The sequence below is a fragment of the Pseudoalteromonas sp. T1lg76 genome (assembly GCF_002964725.1).
In the GTDB taxonomy this organism is placed as follows: Bacteria; Pseudomonadota; Gammaproteobacteria; order Enterobacterales; family Alteromonadaceae; genus Pseudoalteromonas.
The window spans coordinates 70,857-86,912 of record NZ_PQCE01000008.1; the positions used below are offsets into that span (position 1 = coordinate 70,857).

Genomic DNA, 16,056 nt, shown 5'->3' on the forward strand with positions numbered 1-16,056 from the left:
AAATTGATATTTAATAGCCTTGCTACCACTTATGCTTGAGGTATTCGCAATAATCGATGCGGTGTTTCTAGTTGTTCTGTTAATAAGGTGTTATATTTCTCAACCCTTTGATTTGTGCATCCAACTCGAATGCAGCGACTAGAGTCTTAGACTTCTTAAGTTGTGTGATATCAGATCTTATCGTTTGGGCTGGGGCTAAAAGCCTATGTAGGGCGAGATAATAATTAAAATAAAGGCCTGGATTAGATGTTTTTTGCCAGTGGAGAATTAGCTCAGCTACTAAGTACCTTCGTAAATTGGGGGTTTATGATGGCGCTGCTGTTTAACCTTGTCAGTTACTCCGAGGTTAGTTATCGCGCGCGCTCGCCCTTATGGCTCTGCCTGACCATTAACCTTTCTTATTTAATCACTTCTGTTATTGATGTGAGTTACGTATATCCCTTCTGGGCTAGTGCCGATTTGTTGACCTTGGTCGCTTTGTTTGTGGTGCAAAGAAAGCGGGAGAAAATTCCAGCCTTATATTATTGTGCTGTGGGCTTGGTGCTCAATGCCATTTTGCATATAGCAATGTATTTAGATCTGGGCGTAGCGGGTAACTACGAACCCTGGTGGCTGTGGACTCTGTATTCGTTAGGCATCAATTTGAATGATGCCTTGATGATAATAGTGCTGGTGGTTAACCGGGACTTTCTCGGCCTGTGCCGCGCTGGCCGTTTGTTAAAAACGGTATTCCAGCGCCAGGCTCACGGCTGAGTGGGTATCGGAGTCAAGGTCGTTCGACTCTCGCCATAGGTGGCCGGTGATATTGACCAAAGCGCCTAATACGCCTTGCTGATAGCCGATCTCAAGGCGAGAAATATCCGTATCCAGATACTCCTTTTCGATGCGACCAAGCTTTAAATGCGCACCATAGCCGCCAATACGATGATAAGTGGCGCCCAGCGTCAGCGCTTCGGCGTCCGCTCCTATGGCCGGTCCCAGGTTCTGCTCTCTATGCTGGTAGCCTTGGGCTATGTCCAGATTGCCATAGTTACAGTTGTACTCGGGTAATTGCGACACACACTCGCTGCCGGTATCCGTGTATTCGATATAACCGCTAAGCAGTGCCTGCTCCGTGCCATAATGGGTTTGCGCTCCTAAGGTCAGGGCACCGTCTTCGGCTATCAGAGCCGATTCGATATGACCGGCATATTCGCCATAGATGGACAGAGGCAGTGTGCCAAGCAAGGTGGAGTATTTAATATCTAGGCTGCTGAGCTTTTGCTCATCGGCGAGCTCATCAATAACTTGGTCGCCAATAGACTCGGGATAGTGTAACCATTCAGTCTTGGTTTGACTTAGGCCAAGCTCAAGACCTTGAATAGGAGTTGCGCTTAAACGCCAGCCCCAAAAGTCGCCGTCTTCGACTTTTTCTTCATCAATTTTACTCACCTGACTTTGCTGCTTAGCGGCTAGGGCGGTGAAGTTCCAGGGACCGATAAAGGCCAGCCAGCTTGGGCCATAATAATTGGTATCGTGGCGAGTCAGGCGCACGCCTGTCATGGCCTGGGCATTGTTCGATAGCACCAGGGCATTTTCCTGTCCGGGTCCCCACCAGTGGTTAATTTTCTCGGCGCTTACGGACCAATTGCCCAACAGGGCGGCGACGTAACTGCCATCATAATTAACATATTCGCCGTCGTTGCTGTCGTCACGATAGGTGACGCTGACCTTGGCGCTGGCGGTTTTACCCGTCAGGCTGCCACTGGATTCAATACCGCTTTTAGCCTGATTGCGCGGGCCAAAGCCCTGAATTGTGTGCGGCTCAGAATTGGTAAAGACACGCACTCGGGAAACCGTGCCTTGCTGGGCGTATTTAAGCGCATGTTGTACATGTTGATAGGCAAATTGCGCCTGCGGCGTTAAATCCTGTATCGACACGCTTTGTAAATCGCCGGCAATGCCTTTCCACATCAGCGGATAAGTATTAACGGGGCGCTTGATCACGCCTTGATTTACCAGCATATCAATGGAGCTGCGTAGCAGCGCCGAGTCGGGTTCAATCCAGGGACTTGCCTGCACCTGGGCAGCACAAAACAGGGCGCTAAGAGCTAGCGCACAGCGAGATAGGGTCATTTTGATAATTTTTCCTTTAATGCCGCCGCCACTTCGGGGGCAACAAATTCTGATACATTGCCGCCATGCAATGCGACTTCCTTGACTAGGGTTGAGGAAATAAAAGTATTTTCCTCTGCTGGGGTAAGAAACACGCTTTCTAAGTCGGGGTTCAATCTGCGATTCATATTGGCGAGCTGAAACTCGTATTCGAAATCAGACACGGCGCGAATACCCCGTACCAACACATTAGCGTTCTGGGTTTTGGCCAAATCCGCTAGCAGGCCGGTAAAACCAATTACCTTAACATTATCTAAATGGGCAACGATTTTTTGTGCCAGGTCGACTCTCTCATCCAGGCTAAAACAGGGTTTTTTGTTCGGGTTGTGGGCGATTGCCACTATCACGCTGTCAAACATTTTTGCTGCGCGTTCAATCAGATCCAAATGGCCATTGGTCAAAGGATCAAAGGTGCCAGGATAGAGTGCGGTTACCTTCATTATCGTTCTCATTCTTTTAAGGTGCTGGGCGCATTTTAACAATCTTTGCCCATGTTGCCAGCCCCAAATCGGCGACAAATAAGGAGTCATTGTTCAGCCAAGCCAAGATTGTTTATACTGCTAAGGATAAAAAGCTGGGTAGAAGTAAACATGAGTACTAAGGAACGCATTATTCAGGCGAGCATTGAATTGTTTAATCGCCACGGTGAACGCGCCATCACCACCAATCATATCGCCGCCCATTTGGGCATCAGCCCGGGTAATCTTTACTATCACTTTAAAAATAAAGAAGATATTTTAAGGCATATTTTTGTGCTTTATCGTCAGCACCTGGACACTCAGTTCAAGCCGCTGCAAGACGATGTCGAAGTCCTGAGTCAGTTAACCCATTATTTTGATGCCTTGTTCGAGCTGATGTGGAACTTCCATTTCTTCTACGACAATATGACCGACATTCTCGCCCGCGATGCGGAATTAAAGGCCGACTATATTCAATTTCAACAACGCTTGTTTGAGCAGGTAAAGGACATAGTTCTGGTGCTTAACAGCAAGGGCATTATTGCCATTGCCGATGAAGATGCGGCTGAGCTGACCCATATGTTGAAACTGACGGTGAGCTTTTGGACGCCCTATATCAAGGCCAGACGCCAAAGTGGCGAGCTTAATCGCGGCGACATTTACCAGGGCCTGCTCAAGGTTATTACCCTGTTTTCTGCCTTTGCGACCGATGCCGGCCGTGAACAATTAGCGGCATTAAAGCAAACCTATCAGCAGCGTCAGGATAACCTCTAGCGGCGCAAGGCCGCATTTGCGTAACATCTTCGCTATTATTTCCGTAAGCGCGTGGTTTTGCTATAATCGCGCGCTTTGAATCCAGGGTCGCGGAAATGGGCATTTTCCCCGTTAGCCGTTGGCCGATATTGAGCCGCTATGAGTAAGTCATGATCAAGTTTATTGTTAAGTTGCACCCAGAGATTGCGATCAAGAGTAAGTCTGTTCGCAAGCGTTTTACCAAGGTTTTGGAAAACAACATTAAGATCATGATGCGTCGCATTGATGAGCAGGTAAAGGTACGCAACAACTGGGATAACCTCACGGTAGAATCCCTGAGCGCTGATGATGCGGTGCGTGCCGAGATGGCGGACGCCTTGGGTCGTATTCCCGGTATCGTGCTATTCAACGAGGTCACCGAGGTGGAATTTACCACCCTGGATGATATCTATCAGCAAGCGCAGCTGTTACTTGCCGACCAAATCGCCGGTAAAACCTTCTGCGTGCGCTGTAAGCGCCAGGGTCAGCATGACTTTACCTCTACCGATGTGGAGCGATATGTAGGCGGCGGCTTAAACCAGCACGTTGAAGGGGCTAGGGTAAAACTGAGTCGCCCGGAAGTAACGGTTAAGATTGAAATCAAGGACCAGCGCGCCTACATAGTAACTCACGCCCACAAGGGCATGGGTGGCTTCCCGTTGCCAACGCAAGAAGACGTGTTGTCGCTGATGTCTGGCGGCTTCGACTCGGGAGTGGCCAGCTACCAAATGATCCGCAAAGGTGCCCGTACTCACTTCCTGTTCTTTAACCTAGGTGGTGCGGCTCACGAAATCGGTGTAAAGCAAGCCAGCCATTATATCTGGTCACGTTTTAGCTCTACCCATAAGGTGAAGTTTATTACCGTGGACTTTGAGCCCGTGGTGGCTGAAATCTTGGAAAATATCGAAGACTCGCAAATGGGTGTGGTGCTTAAACGCATGATGATGCGCGCCGGCAGTCAGGTCGCCGAAAAGCTGGGTGTTCAAGCTCTGGTAACCGGGGAAAGCATAGGTCAGGTTTCAAGCCAAACCCTGGCTAACCTGAGCGTGATTGACCGTGTAACCGATACCCTGATCCTGCGTCCACTTATTCAGCACGATAAGCAAGAGATCATCGATATCGCCCGTGCCATAGGTACTGCGGAAATGGCCGAAGCCATGCCCGAATACTGTGGTGTGATTTCACGCAAGCCTACGGTTAAAGCCAAGCTTGATGTGATTGAAAAACAAGAGCAAAACTTCGACTTTGAGATACTTGATACGGTTGTCGCCAATGCCACCATTATGGACGTGCGCGATATTGAAACCCAGGCCAAGGAAGAGGTGAAAGAAGCTGAGTCCGTATCTCAGTTGCCTGCAGATGCCGTGGTGGTCGATATTCGTTCACCTGAGGAAGAAGATGCCAACCCACTTGAGCTCGATGGCATTGAGGTAGTACACCTGCCGTTTTTCCGTCTAGCCACTAAGTTCGGCGATTTGCCACAGGATAAGGAATATTACCTTTACTGTGCCAAGGGCGTGATGAGCCAGTTGCAGGCGCTGATCCTGCATGAAAATGGCTTTAAAACCGTTAAGGTCTATCGCCCTTAATACGCTGATAATAAAGCTGATTAACCGGCGCAGCCAAGCCTAATTGCTGCGCCGTTTTATATACATAGCCGCACATGGCGTCTATTTCCGTTTCCCTTCCCAACAGCTTGTCTTGCAGCATGGAACAGCGGTTCTCCGCTGTCTGCGCCATCACCTTATAGGCCAAATTAAGCGCCTGAACTAACGAAAAATCCAAGCCCTGAGCCTTGGCTACAGTGATGGCTTCATGCACCAGCGCCATAATATCGCTGGCGTACTCGGGTGCACGCAGGGCGCCATTGCGTTGTTGCTGCCAGGTGGCCACCGGATTAATGGCTAAATTAACCAACAGTTTCTGCCAGCGGGCGTGGTGGATATTATCACTGCCCACCAGATTCGGTATTTGCTGTTGCCACAGGGGTAACTGGCGCGCTAAAGATTTTTCAGCGGCCTTGTTGGCGGCGCCAAGTGTGCTTAGACCTTGGCTTACATGCACCACTTTATCCGCCGCTGGCTTATAGGCCGCCTGTTGCGTAAGCATAAAATACAGTGACTGATTTGGCCCCAGAAGTTGATTTAGTGTGCTTAAATCACTCATGCCGTTATGGCTGATAACTATTTTTGCGTCATTTTTTAATGCCGGCAGCAGTGGGGTAAGCGCCTCAAGAACCTGATGCGCCTTGGTAAAAAGCCACAGCTCGCCTATTTGTTGTTGTGGCGCCTGCTCCCCTGAGGGAGAGGGGATACACTGCACCTGTAAGGGCTCGCTATGTGCTTGATAAGTATATTGATACTGGTGTGGGTGGTGGGTCTTGGTCAATAGCTTGACCGGGCGGTGCTCACTAAAAAGCTTGGCAAAGGCCAGGCCCAGAGCGCCCGGGCCTAGGATATACACTGGCGTTAACTGTTCTTTTTTTGCCATTGTGTTTGCCAAATATAATGCAGAACAAAGTAGCTGGCGGCACCGCAGGCATCGGCGATAAAGTCGGCGACAGAGGCCTGACGATGGGGCAGTACACCTTGCATCCATTCGATAGCGGCACCGTAGAGACAAAGCAGAATGACTTGGATGATAAAGGGAATTTTAAAGGCTTTATCCATAATAAAGGCGAGGATAAAGAAAATACCAAAATGGGCGACCTTATCAATATGCGGAAACAGGTTTACTGCCGCGCCTTTAACTTCTTTGGTAAACAGCAAAGTAAATACAACAAGGCTAATTAAAAACAAACCCTTATAGACACGGCGCGTCACTATTACTACCTTAAAATCTGGTGAAAACGCAGGCAGTATAACAAACTAAAAACTGAATTCACCGTGTACTAACGCACAAAATTGTAAATCTCAGGGTATAATCACAAAAATTTAAGTTTAGGAGAGCCCCATGCCTTCATTTGATATCGTCTCTGAAATTGATATGAGCGAAGCCAAAAATGCCGTTGAGAATGCCAAGCGTGAATTGGAAACGCGTTTTGATTTTCGTGGTGTTGACGCCAAAATTGAGCTTGATAACGAGCAAATAGAACTGACTGCTGAAGCCGAGCAACAAGTCATGCAGCTGTTTGATATTTTCGCCAGCAAAGCATCTAAGCGTGGTCTTGATGTGAACAGCTTTGAGATTCAAAAAGCCGACCTGCATGGTAAATACGTGACCCGTAAGGTGGTTATGAAGCAGGGCATCTCCAAAGAAGTGGCCAAAAAGCTGGTAAAAGCCATTAAAGACAGCAAGATCAAGGTGCAAGCCGCTATCCAAGGCGAAGAAGTTCGCGTAACGGGTAAAAAGCGCGACGATCTTCAGGCCGCCATGCAAGTCGTGCGCGGAGCCGATCTAGGCCAGCCGTTCCAGTTCAAGAACTTCCGCGACTAAAACAGCCCAATTCTAGGCTTGTAATTATTTCGTCAATGGATGTATAGACGTCCATTGACTTTCCCCTCCTTACTACGCACAATAACACCGCCTTGTTATGGTGCCTTGCAGATTTCGCCCAGTGGGAAGGAGCTCAGGGATAATCGGGAAGTAGGTGTGAATCCTACGCTGCCCCCGCAACGGTGATTTTGGCACTCGCCAATCAGTCCGGAGACCGGCCATAACGCTTATCTAACCAAGAATAATCCTGTGCGGTGGGCGCGGGTTAAGGGATCTACATGTATAGCAAAACCCCTGTGGCGTTGTCTTTGGCGGCACTTTTTTCTGCATCTGTGGCGGCTCAGTCACAGACAATCGAACATATCACGGTCACGGCCAACAAGTTTGAACAGCCGCTTGAGCAGGTGCTCGCCAGCGTTAATGTGATCACCCGTGATGATATTGAACGTACCGGTGTGCGCGACTTGCCCGCATTGCTTTCCAACTATGCCGGGATCGATATTGTCCGCAGCGGCGGTCAAGGACAAACCAGCAGCTTATTTATTCGCGGTGCTGCCAGTCGTCACTCTCTGGTAGTTGTTGACGGTGTCCGCGTTGGCTCCGCAAGCCTAGGCTACAAGGCCTTGGAAACCCTGCCGCTTAACAGCATAGAGCGGGTGGAAATCATCCGTGGTGCCCGTGCAGCCTGGTACGGCTCAGATGCTCTGGCCGGGGTGATCAACATCATCACCCGCAATGGCGACAGCAAAACTCTGTCGGTATCGAGCGGCAGCGATAACTATGTGAATGTTCAAGGTGCCTATGCCTTGACCCAAGGTGCTTTTAAGGGCGCCATTAACCTGGGTTATGAACAAACCGATGGCTACAATGTGACCACAGGCCAGGACCCGGATCGCGACGGTTATGAAAACCAAAATATCGGTGCTCGCTTGAGTTATGACTTTGATACCTTAGGTAAGCTGGAGTTTGTTGGTCAATACAGCGATGCGGAAGTAGAGTATGACGGCACCAGCAGTGATTTCAGTAAGTTTGAAAACTACCATCTGCAACTGGGCTGGCAAAAAGCCCACGGCCGTTATGCCCATACCTTAAAAACCGCCTTGGTGAAGGATGACAACTTCAACACCCTGAAAAACCCGTACCCGGGTTATAAGGCCAATCAGTACATTACCGAGCGTGACGAGCTGGGTTATCAGCTAAATATCGCCCTAAATGACGCCCTGACTATCAGCTCGGGTCTGGATTATTACTATGAGGATGTGGGTGATTCCATCAATGCCTACGCCCTTGAGGGTCAACCGCAGTCCGGTTTTGTCAACGAAACACAGAGCAACAAGGGTGTGTATGTGGGGGCCTACTATCTTCATGACGCCTTTAGCACCAATGCCGTGGTACGTAACGACGATCACAGCGAGTTTGGTGGCGAGTCGACCTATAATCTGGCGCTTGGCGTCCCTTTCGCCGATATCGCTACCTTACGCGCCAGCTACGGCACCGGCTTTAAGGCCCCGACCTTTAACGATGCCAGCTCAATTTGGGGTGCTAACCCAGACTTGCAGCCGGAAGAGTCGACCAATGCCGAACTTGGCCTGCGCCTGAATATCGCCGGCGGCCAGTACGATGTGGCTGTGTATAAAAATACCTTCGATAACCTTATCGACTGGGGCTTTAATGGCCCGGAAAACATCAATAAAGCCAGTTTTGAAGGCGTTGAGTTGAGCGCCGAAGTTGAGGACTGGTTTGGCATTAACCATACGCTGAACTTCAGCTATGTGGATGCCCAGGACGACAACACAGGTGAAGACCTGGTATTGCGTGCCAAGCGCACCTTTAACTGGGGTCTGGGTAAGGAATTTGATAAGTGGTATGTGGGCGCCCAGCTGCAGTACCGCTCGGATCGCGTAAGCTATTACCGTACTCATTTGCCAAGCTACACCTTGCTTAATGTGAATGCGCGTTATCAGCTGGTGGACAATATCAGCTTCGATTTTGCCATTGAAAACCTGACCGATAAGGAATACGTCACCAATGTTGCCGCCACGGACTGGAGCACGGGTGCCATTACTTCTGAATATATCGGCGCCGAGCGCAAGGTATATGCAGGGGTGAGTTTATCGCTGTAACGGGTGAGTGTCTTCGGAGTCGGGCCGTCGACAGCGGTTCTAACCGATATCTTTTGTCGAGCCGCCGACAGTAGCGGTAACTGATAGATCTTGTCGCGTTGGCGACGGCAACCAAGGGGTGGTTTACGCCAACCACCCCTTGGAACCCCAAGGCGCCCGTGATTCGCAAATGCTTACGAACTCGGTTTTTTGTTAAGCGCTCCGCTTAGTCCTTGATGCGATTTAACAGCACATCCATGTACTGATAAATCTAGCTCGGCATCGTGCCTCGCTATCAACTCCACGCTCCACAACAAAAGCCGATGTCTACAGCGCGAATCTAAACGGGGAGATTGGTACCTGTAGGTCAGGTTTCAACCTGACAACTGTCATTGGGCCGCAGGTAATGCGGTTTGTAGGTCGATGCTCTGCGTCGACAAAGATGCTTTTTGGCTGGATATGGTCGGACCGCTGACTGCAGCGGCAATTGATAGATCTTGTCGCGTTGGCGACGGCAACCAAGGGGTGGTTTGCGCCAACCACCCCTTGGAACCCCGAGGCGCCCGTGATTCGCTATTGCTTGCGAACTCGGTTTTTTGTTAAGCGTTCCGCTTAGCTTCGACACGGTTTAACGAGGTGTCCTACCTCGGTAAACCTAACTTCGCATCCATGCTCCGTTGTCTCAAGCACGCTCCACAACAAAAGCCGATTTCTCCAGCGCGAATCCAAACGGGAAGGGGCGATACCTGTAGGTTTTGAGGAGTACGTTGAGTAGGTAAATGGTGGAATTGGTTGTTTATAACGCCGCGTTAAGGAGTTAGCTGCGCAGCTACTAGCCCAAACCATTGCATCTAAAACACGAAACTCACCTTGAACTGAAAGTGCAAAGCGTTGGAAGTTATTCTTGAATGTTTTGCTGGAGTTTGTACACCCTATTTGCATATTTTGCCATGGACTGAGGAAATCGAATAATTAATCCGTGAGCTCTCAAAATCTCAAAGACGTCATCTTCATAGCTTTCTAAATCAACGTACTCAACTGCATACTCCCCCCAAAAGTGTTCCAAAATAGGGTCGATAACAAGGTAGATGAAATTCGATGTTTCAGTTCGCAGATCAATATCAGGTGTCGCAAAATGCTGGATACAATTTCTAAGCTTGCCAAAGCTATTAAATAAGCCCAACTTTTCAATTCGGTAACCAGTAGCTGCCCATAATTTTTCAGGCAGCTCGGAATACTGAATAGTTTTTCCGCTTTCGAACAAATTACTTAAAGATAAAAAGCTGTCCTCACCCGTTTTTGATTTGGGCAGACTTGAGAAGATCAGCAAAGGGTGTTGTTCAGCTATCGCTGCTTTAATGATTAGCTCGGCTGCATGCGCAGCTTGAAGTACACCATATATCCCCTCGTCCAAACGAGAGTCATGACTGGTATACAAAGAGTTTCGTTGAGCTTGGGATAGGATTCCTGTTCCCATGAAAAGAATATGCTCAGAAATATTTTTAAGCTCAGGATTCATACGCCCTCCATAGAACCTAACCATTAAATAGAGGGAAGTTTGGCGTTAGACTGTAGACAAGTTTCCCTACTCGATAATTTTTTGTATTGATAACAAATCCCTTAACCTTTTGCTAGCAATGGCTTTTATCTTTCACACCTAACAGCTTGAGCGAGACTTAATGTGAAATGCGATGCTTCAGCATATTCCCCGTGCATTTGTGCTGAGCTTGGTGGAGTTGGTAGTACAACTTGACCTGGGATGGTCAAGTTAGGCGAATCGAGGCAGGGATAGCCGAGTTTCGCCGGGTGCGTAGGCAACACCGACAAGCGAAGAATAAAGCAAATGCTGGGGTGTCCTAGGAGTTCTTAGAGGAAATGGACAAGCATTTCCTCTAAGTTGTCGTCGCCAACGCGACAAGATCTATATTCTGAAAAAAACTTTTTCTATCCACCGAGGGTGATGGGGAAAGCTTTGCCTAAAAAAACGGGTTTGTAAGGCTCGCGCCTTACCTCAGACCCTCACACCAAATATGCATCAAATTCCTTCTCAAACTTGGCTATTTTCGGAGCAATAAGCAGATTGCAATACGGCTGTCGTGGGTTGGCGCTAAAGTAATCCTGATGATAGCTCTCGGCAGGGTAAAACTCCTTAGCCGGAAGAAGTTCGGTGACTATGGCATCGTCCAGGTGCTCTTGCAGACGCTCCATAACCAGCTCGGCCTGGTGTTTTTGCTGGTCGCCATGATAGAAGATCACGCTGCGATACTGGGGGCCGATATCATTGCCCTGACGGTTTAAGGTGGTGGGGTCGTGCAGGGCGAAAAACATCTTTAATAGCGTCGGGTAGTCAACCTTTTGCTCGTCATAGACGAGCTGCACCACCTCGGCGTGGCCTGTGTCTTCGGCACAAATTTGATGATAGGTGGGGTGTTCAACATGGCCGCCGCTGTAGCCGGAAGAAACCTCTTGCACGCCTTTGACTCGTCTAAAGGCGGCGTCGATACACCAAAAGCAGCCACCACCTAAGGTGGCCGTGCGTAGCTCACTCATTGCGTTTTGTCCTGTTTGCAATACCTAGTTCAAGTGTAGCGCGATTAGGTGCTAATAATAGCAAAAAGGCAGATTGCTCTGCCTTTTTAGGGATTACTCTTCTTGCAGCGGATGCTGTTGCACCTGCTTGTTGAGGCGGTGCTGCAGGAACTCCGGCGATTGGGTTTTACGCGCCAGGGCATAATAGGCACTGGGCACCACAAACAGGGTCAGCAAGGTGGCCACGGTAACACCGGTGAAGATCACCACACCTATTACCATACGGCTCTCCGCCCCTGGACCACTGGCCAGTACCAGAGGGACTGAGCTCATGACCGTGGTCAGTGAGGTCATAATAATAGGGCGCAAGCGTTGCTTGGAGGCTTGCAACAAGGCGGCACTAAACTCCATGCCCTTATCGCGCAACTGGTTGGCGAATTCCACTATCAGGATACCGTTCTTCGCGCTCAGACCAATCAGCATAACTATCCCTATCTGGCTGTAGATATTCAGGGTGAGCCCTGTGACATACAGTCCAAACAGCGAGCCGGCTATGCCCAAAGGCACGGTCAGCATGATCACAAAGGGGTGCACAAAGCTTTCAAACTGCGCCGCTAACACCAGGAAGGTAACCGTCAGCGCCAGAACAAAGACATACACCATGGCCGAGGCGCCTTCGTAGAAGAGTTGCGATTCGCCCTTGTAGTCGATGGCGCCATCTATGTCGTTTTCTTCCATCGCCACCTGGTTAAGGAAGTTCAGCGCTTCTTCCAGGGTGTAGCCATCGGCCAGGTTGGCACTTAGGGTAATGGCACGCATGCGGTTATAGCGGTTAAGCTGTGAAGCGGTGGCCTCTTCGGATACCGTGATTAAACTATCCAAGGGCACCAGTTCACCGGAGCGGGAATTGACATAGATGTTCGACACGTCCTGTGGGCTGGCAAAGTCTTGTTTCTCACCCTTTAAGATCACGTCGTACTCTTCACCTCGGTCGATAAAGGTGGTAACACGGCGCTGGCCGAGCATGGTTTCCAGGGTGCGGCCTATATCCGACACCGAAACCCCTAAATCGGCGGCCTTATTTTTATCTATGCTCACCAAAAATTGCGGGAAGGTTTCTTTATAATCATGGTCTATACGCACCAACCCCGGGTTTTGCTGGGCACGGGCTATGATGCGATCGCGCCAGTCGGCCAGTTCGTCATAATCATTGCCTTGCAGTACAAACTCGATGGGGCGCGATGAGCCGCCACCGCCTATGCCGCGGCGCATAATGGCAAAGGCACGGACATCGGTCACTTCACGCATCTTGCCACTGATCTCGCCCATTACCGACCAGGTATCGCGCTTACGCTCGTCCCAGTCGGCCATGCCGATAATGGCCACGCCGCCTTGACCGCCCCAGCCGGGTACACGCACCAGTACGCGGTTAAGCTCGCCGGACTCCACATAAGGCAGCAGGCGCTCTTCAATTTTTGCCATGTTTTCGGCGTTGTTTTCGTAACTGGCGCCTTCAGGGCCATTCATCATCACGAAGAAGGTGCCGCGGTCTTCTTTAGGCGTTAATTCCGAAGGAATTTTCTGGAACAGGCCATAACAGGCGGCGCCGGCCAGTAACAACATAATGGTGAGCATGCCGGAGCGGCGAATGTTGCCGGCCAGGGTGCGCTCGTAGGCATTTTCTAAGCGAGCAAACTGACGGTCCATCCATTGGCTAAAGCGTCCCGAGTTGGCGCTTTGTTTCAGCACCTTGGAGCACAGTGCCGGGGAGAGGGTCAGTGCGGTTACGCTGGAGAAAAACACCGCGGCACTGACCGCCATGGCAAATTCCGTGAACAGGGCGCCGATGCGACCGTCCATAAAGACCAGGGGCACAAATACCGCTATAAGCACGAGCGTGGTGGCGACAATAGCAAAGCCCACCTCGCGGGCACCGCGATAGGCGGCAAGCAGGCGTGGCTCACCAAGCTCGATACGACGGTGAATGTTTTCCAGCATAACTATGGTGTCATCTACCACCAGGCCGATGGCCAGAACCAATGCTAACAGGGTAAGCAGGTTAATGGAGTAACCCATGGCCAGCAGGAACATAAAGCTGCCGATCAGCGCTACAGGTACGGTCACCGCCGGGATCAGGGTAGCGCGAATATTGCCAAGAAATAGGAAGATGACTAACACCACCAGACCCATGGAAATGGCCAGGGTACGATATACCTCGTTGATCGATTCCTTGATAAAGATGGAGGAGTCGTAACTGTCTTCTATGGTAGTGCCAGGAGGCAGGTTACGCTTAATGTTTTCAATCTCTTTACGGGCGTTTTCCACCACGGTCAGGGTGTTGGCCTTGGCCTGTTTAACTATCCCCAGGCCTATCATATTGCGGCCGTTACCACGGAACATACTTTCTTCGTCCGCAGCTTCCAGTTGTACATCGGCTACTTCGTTAAGGCGTACCAGATAACCGCCTTCGCCACGGGCCACCACAAGGTTGCGAAAATCCTTCGGGTCGAGGTAACTACGGGCTGTACGTACCGAGAAGTCGCGGTCTTTCGACTCGATTTCACCGGCCGGAAGCTCAACGTTTTCGGCGCGCAGTACGCGCTCGATATCGGCGGCGGTAATGCCTCGGGCGGCCATGGCCTGGCGGTTAAGCCAGATTTTCATGGCGTACTGGCGCTGACCACCAACGCGGACATTGGACACGCCGTCCACCACCGCCAGACGGTCGACGATATAACGCTGGGCATAGTCTGAAAGTTGCAGAGTATCCATGGTGCCGCTGTTAAGCACAAACCAGGCGATGGGGCTTTCATCCGAATCGGATTTTGACACTTCCGGCGGACGCACCTGATCCGGCAGGCTGTCTAAAGCGCGGGAAACGCGCTCGCGCACATCGTTGGCGGCGGCATCGATATCACGGTCGATATTAAATTCTATGGTGATATTGGAGCGGCCATTACGGCTCGACGAGGTAATGCTTTTAATACCCTCGATACCGGAAATACGGTTTTCGATTACCTGGGTGATCTTGGTTTCAATAATCTCCGACGAAGCACCTGTGTAGCTGGTACTGACACTGACAATGGGGCTTTCTATGTCTGGGTATTCACGCAGTGGCAACAGCGAGAAGGCCACTAAACCAAAGGTAAGCAACAGCAGGTTGATAACTATGGCGAAGACGGGGCGTTTTACCGCGGTATCTGTGATCTTCACTGTTCACTCTCCTGTGCATTCACAGGCGAGCCGGAACGAATTTTAATCACGCCTTCGGTCACTACCTGGGCGCCCGCTTGCAGACCGGAGCTGATGCCAACCCAGCCGTCGTAGCGTTTATCTACCTTCACTTCCACCTCTTGGGCTATGCCATCGACCACCTGGAAGACAAAATGCTTGTTCTGACGCGGGATAATGGCTTTTTCCGGCACCAGCAGGGCCTCGTAGGTTTTAAGCTCCAGGGTCGTATTGAGTAACATGCCCGGACGTAGCAGGGCTTCGTTATTGGTAAAACTGGCACTAATGGGTACGCTGCGGGTGTTCATATCGACACGCGAGCTCACATGGGTGACCTTGCCGTTAAAGGTGCGCGCCGGGTAGGCGTCGCTGCGGGCGCTCACCGACATGCCGACACGCAGTTGCGCCAGGTATTTTTCCGGCACATTAAAGTCGACCTTGATCACGCTGAGGTCATCCAAGGTGGTAATTTCCGTGCTATTGGAGACAAAGGCGCCTTTAGAAATCATGCGTTTGCCCAGGGTGCCGGCAAAAGGAGCGCGAACCTGCATTTCTGCCAGCTTGGTTTTCGCGGCTTCAAGTTGCGCCTGAGTGGCTTCAAATTTGGCTCTTTGCTCTTCCAGTAAAGACTTGGCGGCCGCTTGCGAGCGGGCCAGCTCGGTGAGGCGGTTTAATTGGCGTTCTACCTCGGAGAGATTAGCTTCTAATTCTTTTACTCTGAGCTTTTCTTCGGTGTCGCGTAGTTGCACCAGCAGTTGCTCTGCCTTAACCAGATCGCCATCGTCAAAGTAGATATCATCCACATAGTCGCTCTGGGCGCTTTTAATAAAAATAGCCTGGTTGGCACGGCTGCTGCCGATGCCATCAACGCTAACGGCGCGCTGTTGTTGCTCGACGGTATGCACCTGCACCTTGGTTGCTTGCATTTGCATGGTATTTTGTTGCGATTGGCCATTAGGTAGGTACAAATAAACGCACAGCCCTAAAAAGATAATAATAAAAACGGGAAACAGTGCCTTGCCCGAGTGCTTACTGTGGTTCATTGATGATGCCTTTTGTTGTTTTAGCCCGAAGATAGTTTACGAATTTGTCGGCATACACATAGACCGCCAATCCTGTATTTTTGTGTGTTAACCGAAAATAACGATTTTGTGATGAAAAATTACAGTTTTTGTTCACAAAACAAGAACAACAAAGGCAACTAGCCAGCGCAGCGCATCTTTATACCAATTCTGTTAAGTATGTGATCATATATAGCGTTGGATAAATGATGTGATAACAAGGCGGAGTTTTTCTTATGTAGTTATGCTACAAAGAAAAATTCCAACGCGGTTAGCACGATATTTAGCCCGCTA

At 50.1% G+C, this 16,056-nt stretch carries 13 protein-coding genes and 1 riboswitch; of the genes, 5 read left to right on the forward strand and 8 right to left on the reverse strand.

Annotation, left to right across the window (positions count from 1 at the left end):
- Nucleotides 1-246: 246 nt before the first annotated feature.
- Nucleotides 247-753: a hypothetical protein gene (locus tag C2M35_RS03405; protein ID WP_105264600.1), complete on the forward strand. Its 507-nt coding sequence runs from the start codon at nt 247-249 to the stop codon at nt 751-753.
- Here C2M35_RS03405 and C2M35_RS03410 read toward each other — a convergent pair.
- Together C2M35_RS03410 and coaD are read right to left on the reverse strand one after the other, a co-directional pair.
- Nucleotides 718-2,115 carry a capsule assembly Wzi family protein gene (locus tag C2M35_RS03410; RefSeq protein ID WP_105264601.1) on the reverse strand — a complete coding sequence of 466 codons (1,398 nt, stop codon included), beginning with the start codon at nt 2,113-2,115 and terminating at the stop codon, nt 718-720. The genes C2M35_RS03405 and C2M35_RS03410 overlap by 36 nt on opposite strands.
- Nucleotides 2,112-2,594 (reverse strand): pantetheine-phosphate adenylyltransferase, encoded by a 483-nt coding sequence (gene coaD / locus C2M35_RS03415; protein WP_105199491.1) that lies wholly within the window; start codon nt 2,592-2,594, stop codon nt 2,112-2,114. The genes C2M35_RS03410 and coaD overlap by 4 nt, the downstream gene beginning before the upstream one ends.
- Before the next feature lie 150 nt (nt 2,595-2,744).
- Here coaD and C2M35_RS03420 point away from each other — a divergent pair, with 150 nt between their 5' ends.
- On the forward strand, nt 2,745-3,386 hold the full coding sequence (locus tag C2M35_RS03420) for a TetR/AcrR family transcriptional regulator (RefSeq protein ID WP_105199492.1): 642 nt from the start codon (nt 2,745-2,747) through the stop codon (nt 3,384-3,386).
- Nucleotides 3,387-3,535: 149 nt separating this feature from the next.
- The gene (gene thiI, locus C2M35_RS03425; RefSeq protein ID WP_105199493.1) at nt 3,536-4,993 is read left to right on the forward strand and encodes a tRNA uracil 4-sulfurtransferase ThiI; all 1,458 of its coding nucleotides are present in this window, start codon (nt 3,536-3,538) and stop codon (nt 4,991-4,993) included.
- Here thiI and C2M35_RS03430 read toward each other — a convergent pair.
- Both C2M35_RS03430 and C2M35_RS03435 read right to left on the reverse strand, forming a co-directional pair.
- Complete coding sequence (locus C2M35_RS03430) at nt 4,974-5,894, reverse strand: ketopantoate reductase family protein (protein WP_105264602.1); 921 nt, start codon at nt 5,892-5,894, stop codon at nt 4,974-4,976. The two genes, thiI and C2M35_RS03430, sit on opposite strands and share 20 nt — an antisense overlap.
- On the reverse strand, nt 5,873-6,226 hold the full coding sequence (locus tag C2M35_RS03435) for a VanZ family protein (RefSeq protein ID WP_105213355.1): 354 nt from the start codon (nt 6,224-6,226) through the stop codon (nt 5,873-5,875). The genes C2M35_RS03430 and C2M35_RS03435 overlap by 22 nt, the downstream gene beginning before the upstream one ends.
- 130 nt (nt 6,227-6,356) lie before the next feature.
- Between C2M35_RS03435 and C2M35_RS03440 the strand changes: the two genes are divergently transcribed.
- Complete coding sequence (locus C2M35_RS03440) at nt 6,357-6,839, forward strand: YajQ family cyclic di-GMP-binding protein (protein ID WP_105199495.1); 483 nt, start codon at nt 6,357-6,359, stop codon at nt 6,837-6,839.
- A gap of 81 nt (nt 6,840-6,920) precedes the next feature.
- Nucleotides 6,921-7,076, forward strand: a riboswitch (cobalamin riboswitch).
- A 41-nt stretch (nt 7,077-7,117) separates the two neighbouring features.
- Nucleotides 7,118-8,962 carry a TonB-dependent receptor domain-containing protein gene (locus C2M35_RS03445; RefSeq protein ID WP_105264603.1) on the forward strand — a complete coding sequence of 615 codons (1,845 nt, stop codon included), beginning with the start codon at nt 7,118-7,120 and terminating at the stop codon, nt 8,960-8,962.
- A gap of 877 nt (nt 8,963-9,839) precedes the next feature.
- Here C2M35_RS03445 and C2M35_RS03450 read toward each other — a convergent pair.
- The 4 genes from C2M35_RS03450 to C2M35_RS03465 form a co-directional block, all read right to left on the reverse strand.
- On the reverse strand, nt 9,840-10,460 hold the full coding sequence (locus C2M35_RS03450) for a hypothetical protein (RefSeq protein ID WP_105213352.1): 621 nt from the start codon (nt 10,458-10,460) through the stop codon (nt 9,840-9,842).
- 500 nt (nt 10,461-10,960) lie between these two features.
- Nucleotides 10,961-11,491, reverse strand: a complete 531-nt coding sequence (gene msrA / locus C2M35_RS03455) for a peptide-methionine (S)-S-oxide reductase MsrA (RefSeq protein WP_105213351.1) — start codon at nt 11,489-11,491, stop codon at nt 10,961-10,963.
- A gap of 93 nt (nt 11,492-11,584) precedes the next feature.
- Complete coding sequence (locus C2M35_RS03460) at nt 11,585-14,683, reverse strand: efflux RND transporter permease subunit (protein ID WP_105199499.1); 3,099 nt, start codon at nt 14,681-14,683, stop codon at nt 11,585-11,587.
- Nucleotides 14,680-15,744 carry an efflux RND transporter periplasmic adaptor subunit gene (locus C2M35_RS03465; RefSeq protein WP_105264604.1) on the reverse strand — a complete coding sequence of 355 codons (1,065 nt, stop codon included), beginning with the start codon at nt 15,742-15,744 and terminating at the stop codon, nt 14,680-14,682. Before C2M35_RS03465 ends, C2M35_RS03460 begins: the two co-directional genes overlap by 4 nt.
- Between the last annotated feature and the right edge of the window lie 312 nt (nt 15,745-16,056).

Bases quoted from the DNA above. Each gene is read 5' to 3' on its own strand.
- C2M35_RS03405 (WP_105264600.1), top strand. From the start codon at position 247: ATGTTTTTTGCCAGTGGAGAATTAGCTCAGCTACTAAGTACCTTCGTA.
- C2M35_RS03410 (WP_105264601.1), bottom strand. From the start codon at position 2,115: ATGACCCTATCTCGCTGTGCGCTAGCTCTTAGCGCCCTGTTTTGTGCT.
- coaD (WP_105199491.1), bottom strand. From the start codon at position 2,594: ATGAAGGTAACCGCACTCTATCCTGGCACCTTTGATCCTTTGACCAAT.
- C2M35_RS03420 (WP_105199492.1), top strand. From the start codon at position 2,745: ATGAGTACTAAGGAACGCATTATTCAGGCGAGCATTGAATTGTTTAAT.
- thiI (WP_105199493.1), top strand. From the start codon at position 3,536: ATGATCAAGTTTATTGTTAAGTTGCACCCAGAGATTGCGATCAAGAGT.
- C2M35_RS03430 (WP_105264602.1), bottom strand. From the start codon at position 5,894: ATGGCAAAAAAAGAACAGTTAACGCCAGTGTATATCCTAGGCCCGGGC.
- C2M35_RS03440 (WP_105199495.1), top strand. From the start codon at position 6,357: ATGCCTTCATTTGATATCGTCTCTGAAATTGATATGAGCGAAGCCAAA.
- C2M35_RS03445 (WP_105264603.1), top strand. From the start codon at position 7,118: ATGTATAGCAAAACCCCTGTGGCGTTGTCTTTGGCGGCACTTTTTTCT.
- C2M35_RS03450 (WP_105213352.1), bottom strand. From the start codon at position 10,460: ATGAATCCTGAGCTTAAAAATATTTCTGAGCATATTCTTTTCATGGGA.
- msrA (WP_105213351.1), bottom strand. From the start codon at position 11,491: ATGAGTGAGCTACGCACGGCCACCTTAGGTGGTGGCTGCTTTTGGTGT.
- C2M35_RS03465 (WP_105264604.1), bottom strand. From the start codon at position 15,744: ATGAACCACAGTAAGCACTCGGGCAAGGCACTGTTTCCCGTTTTTATT.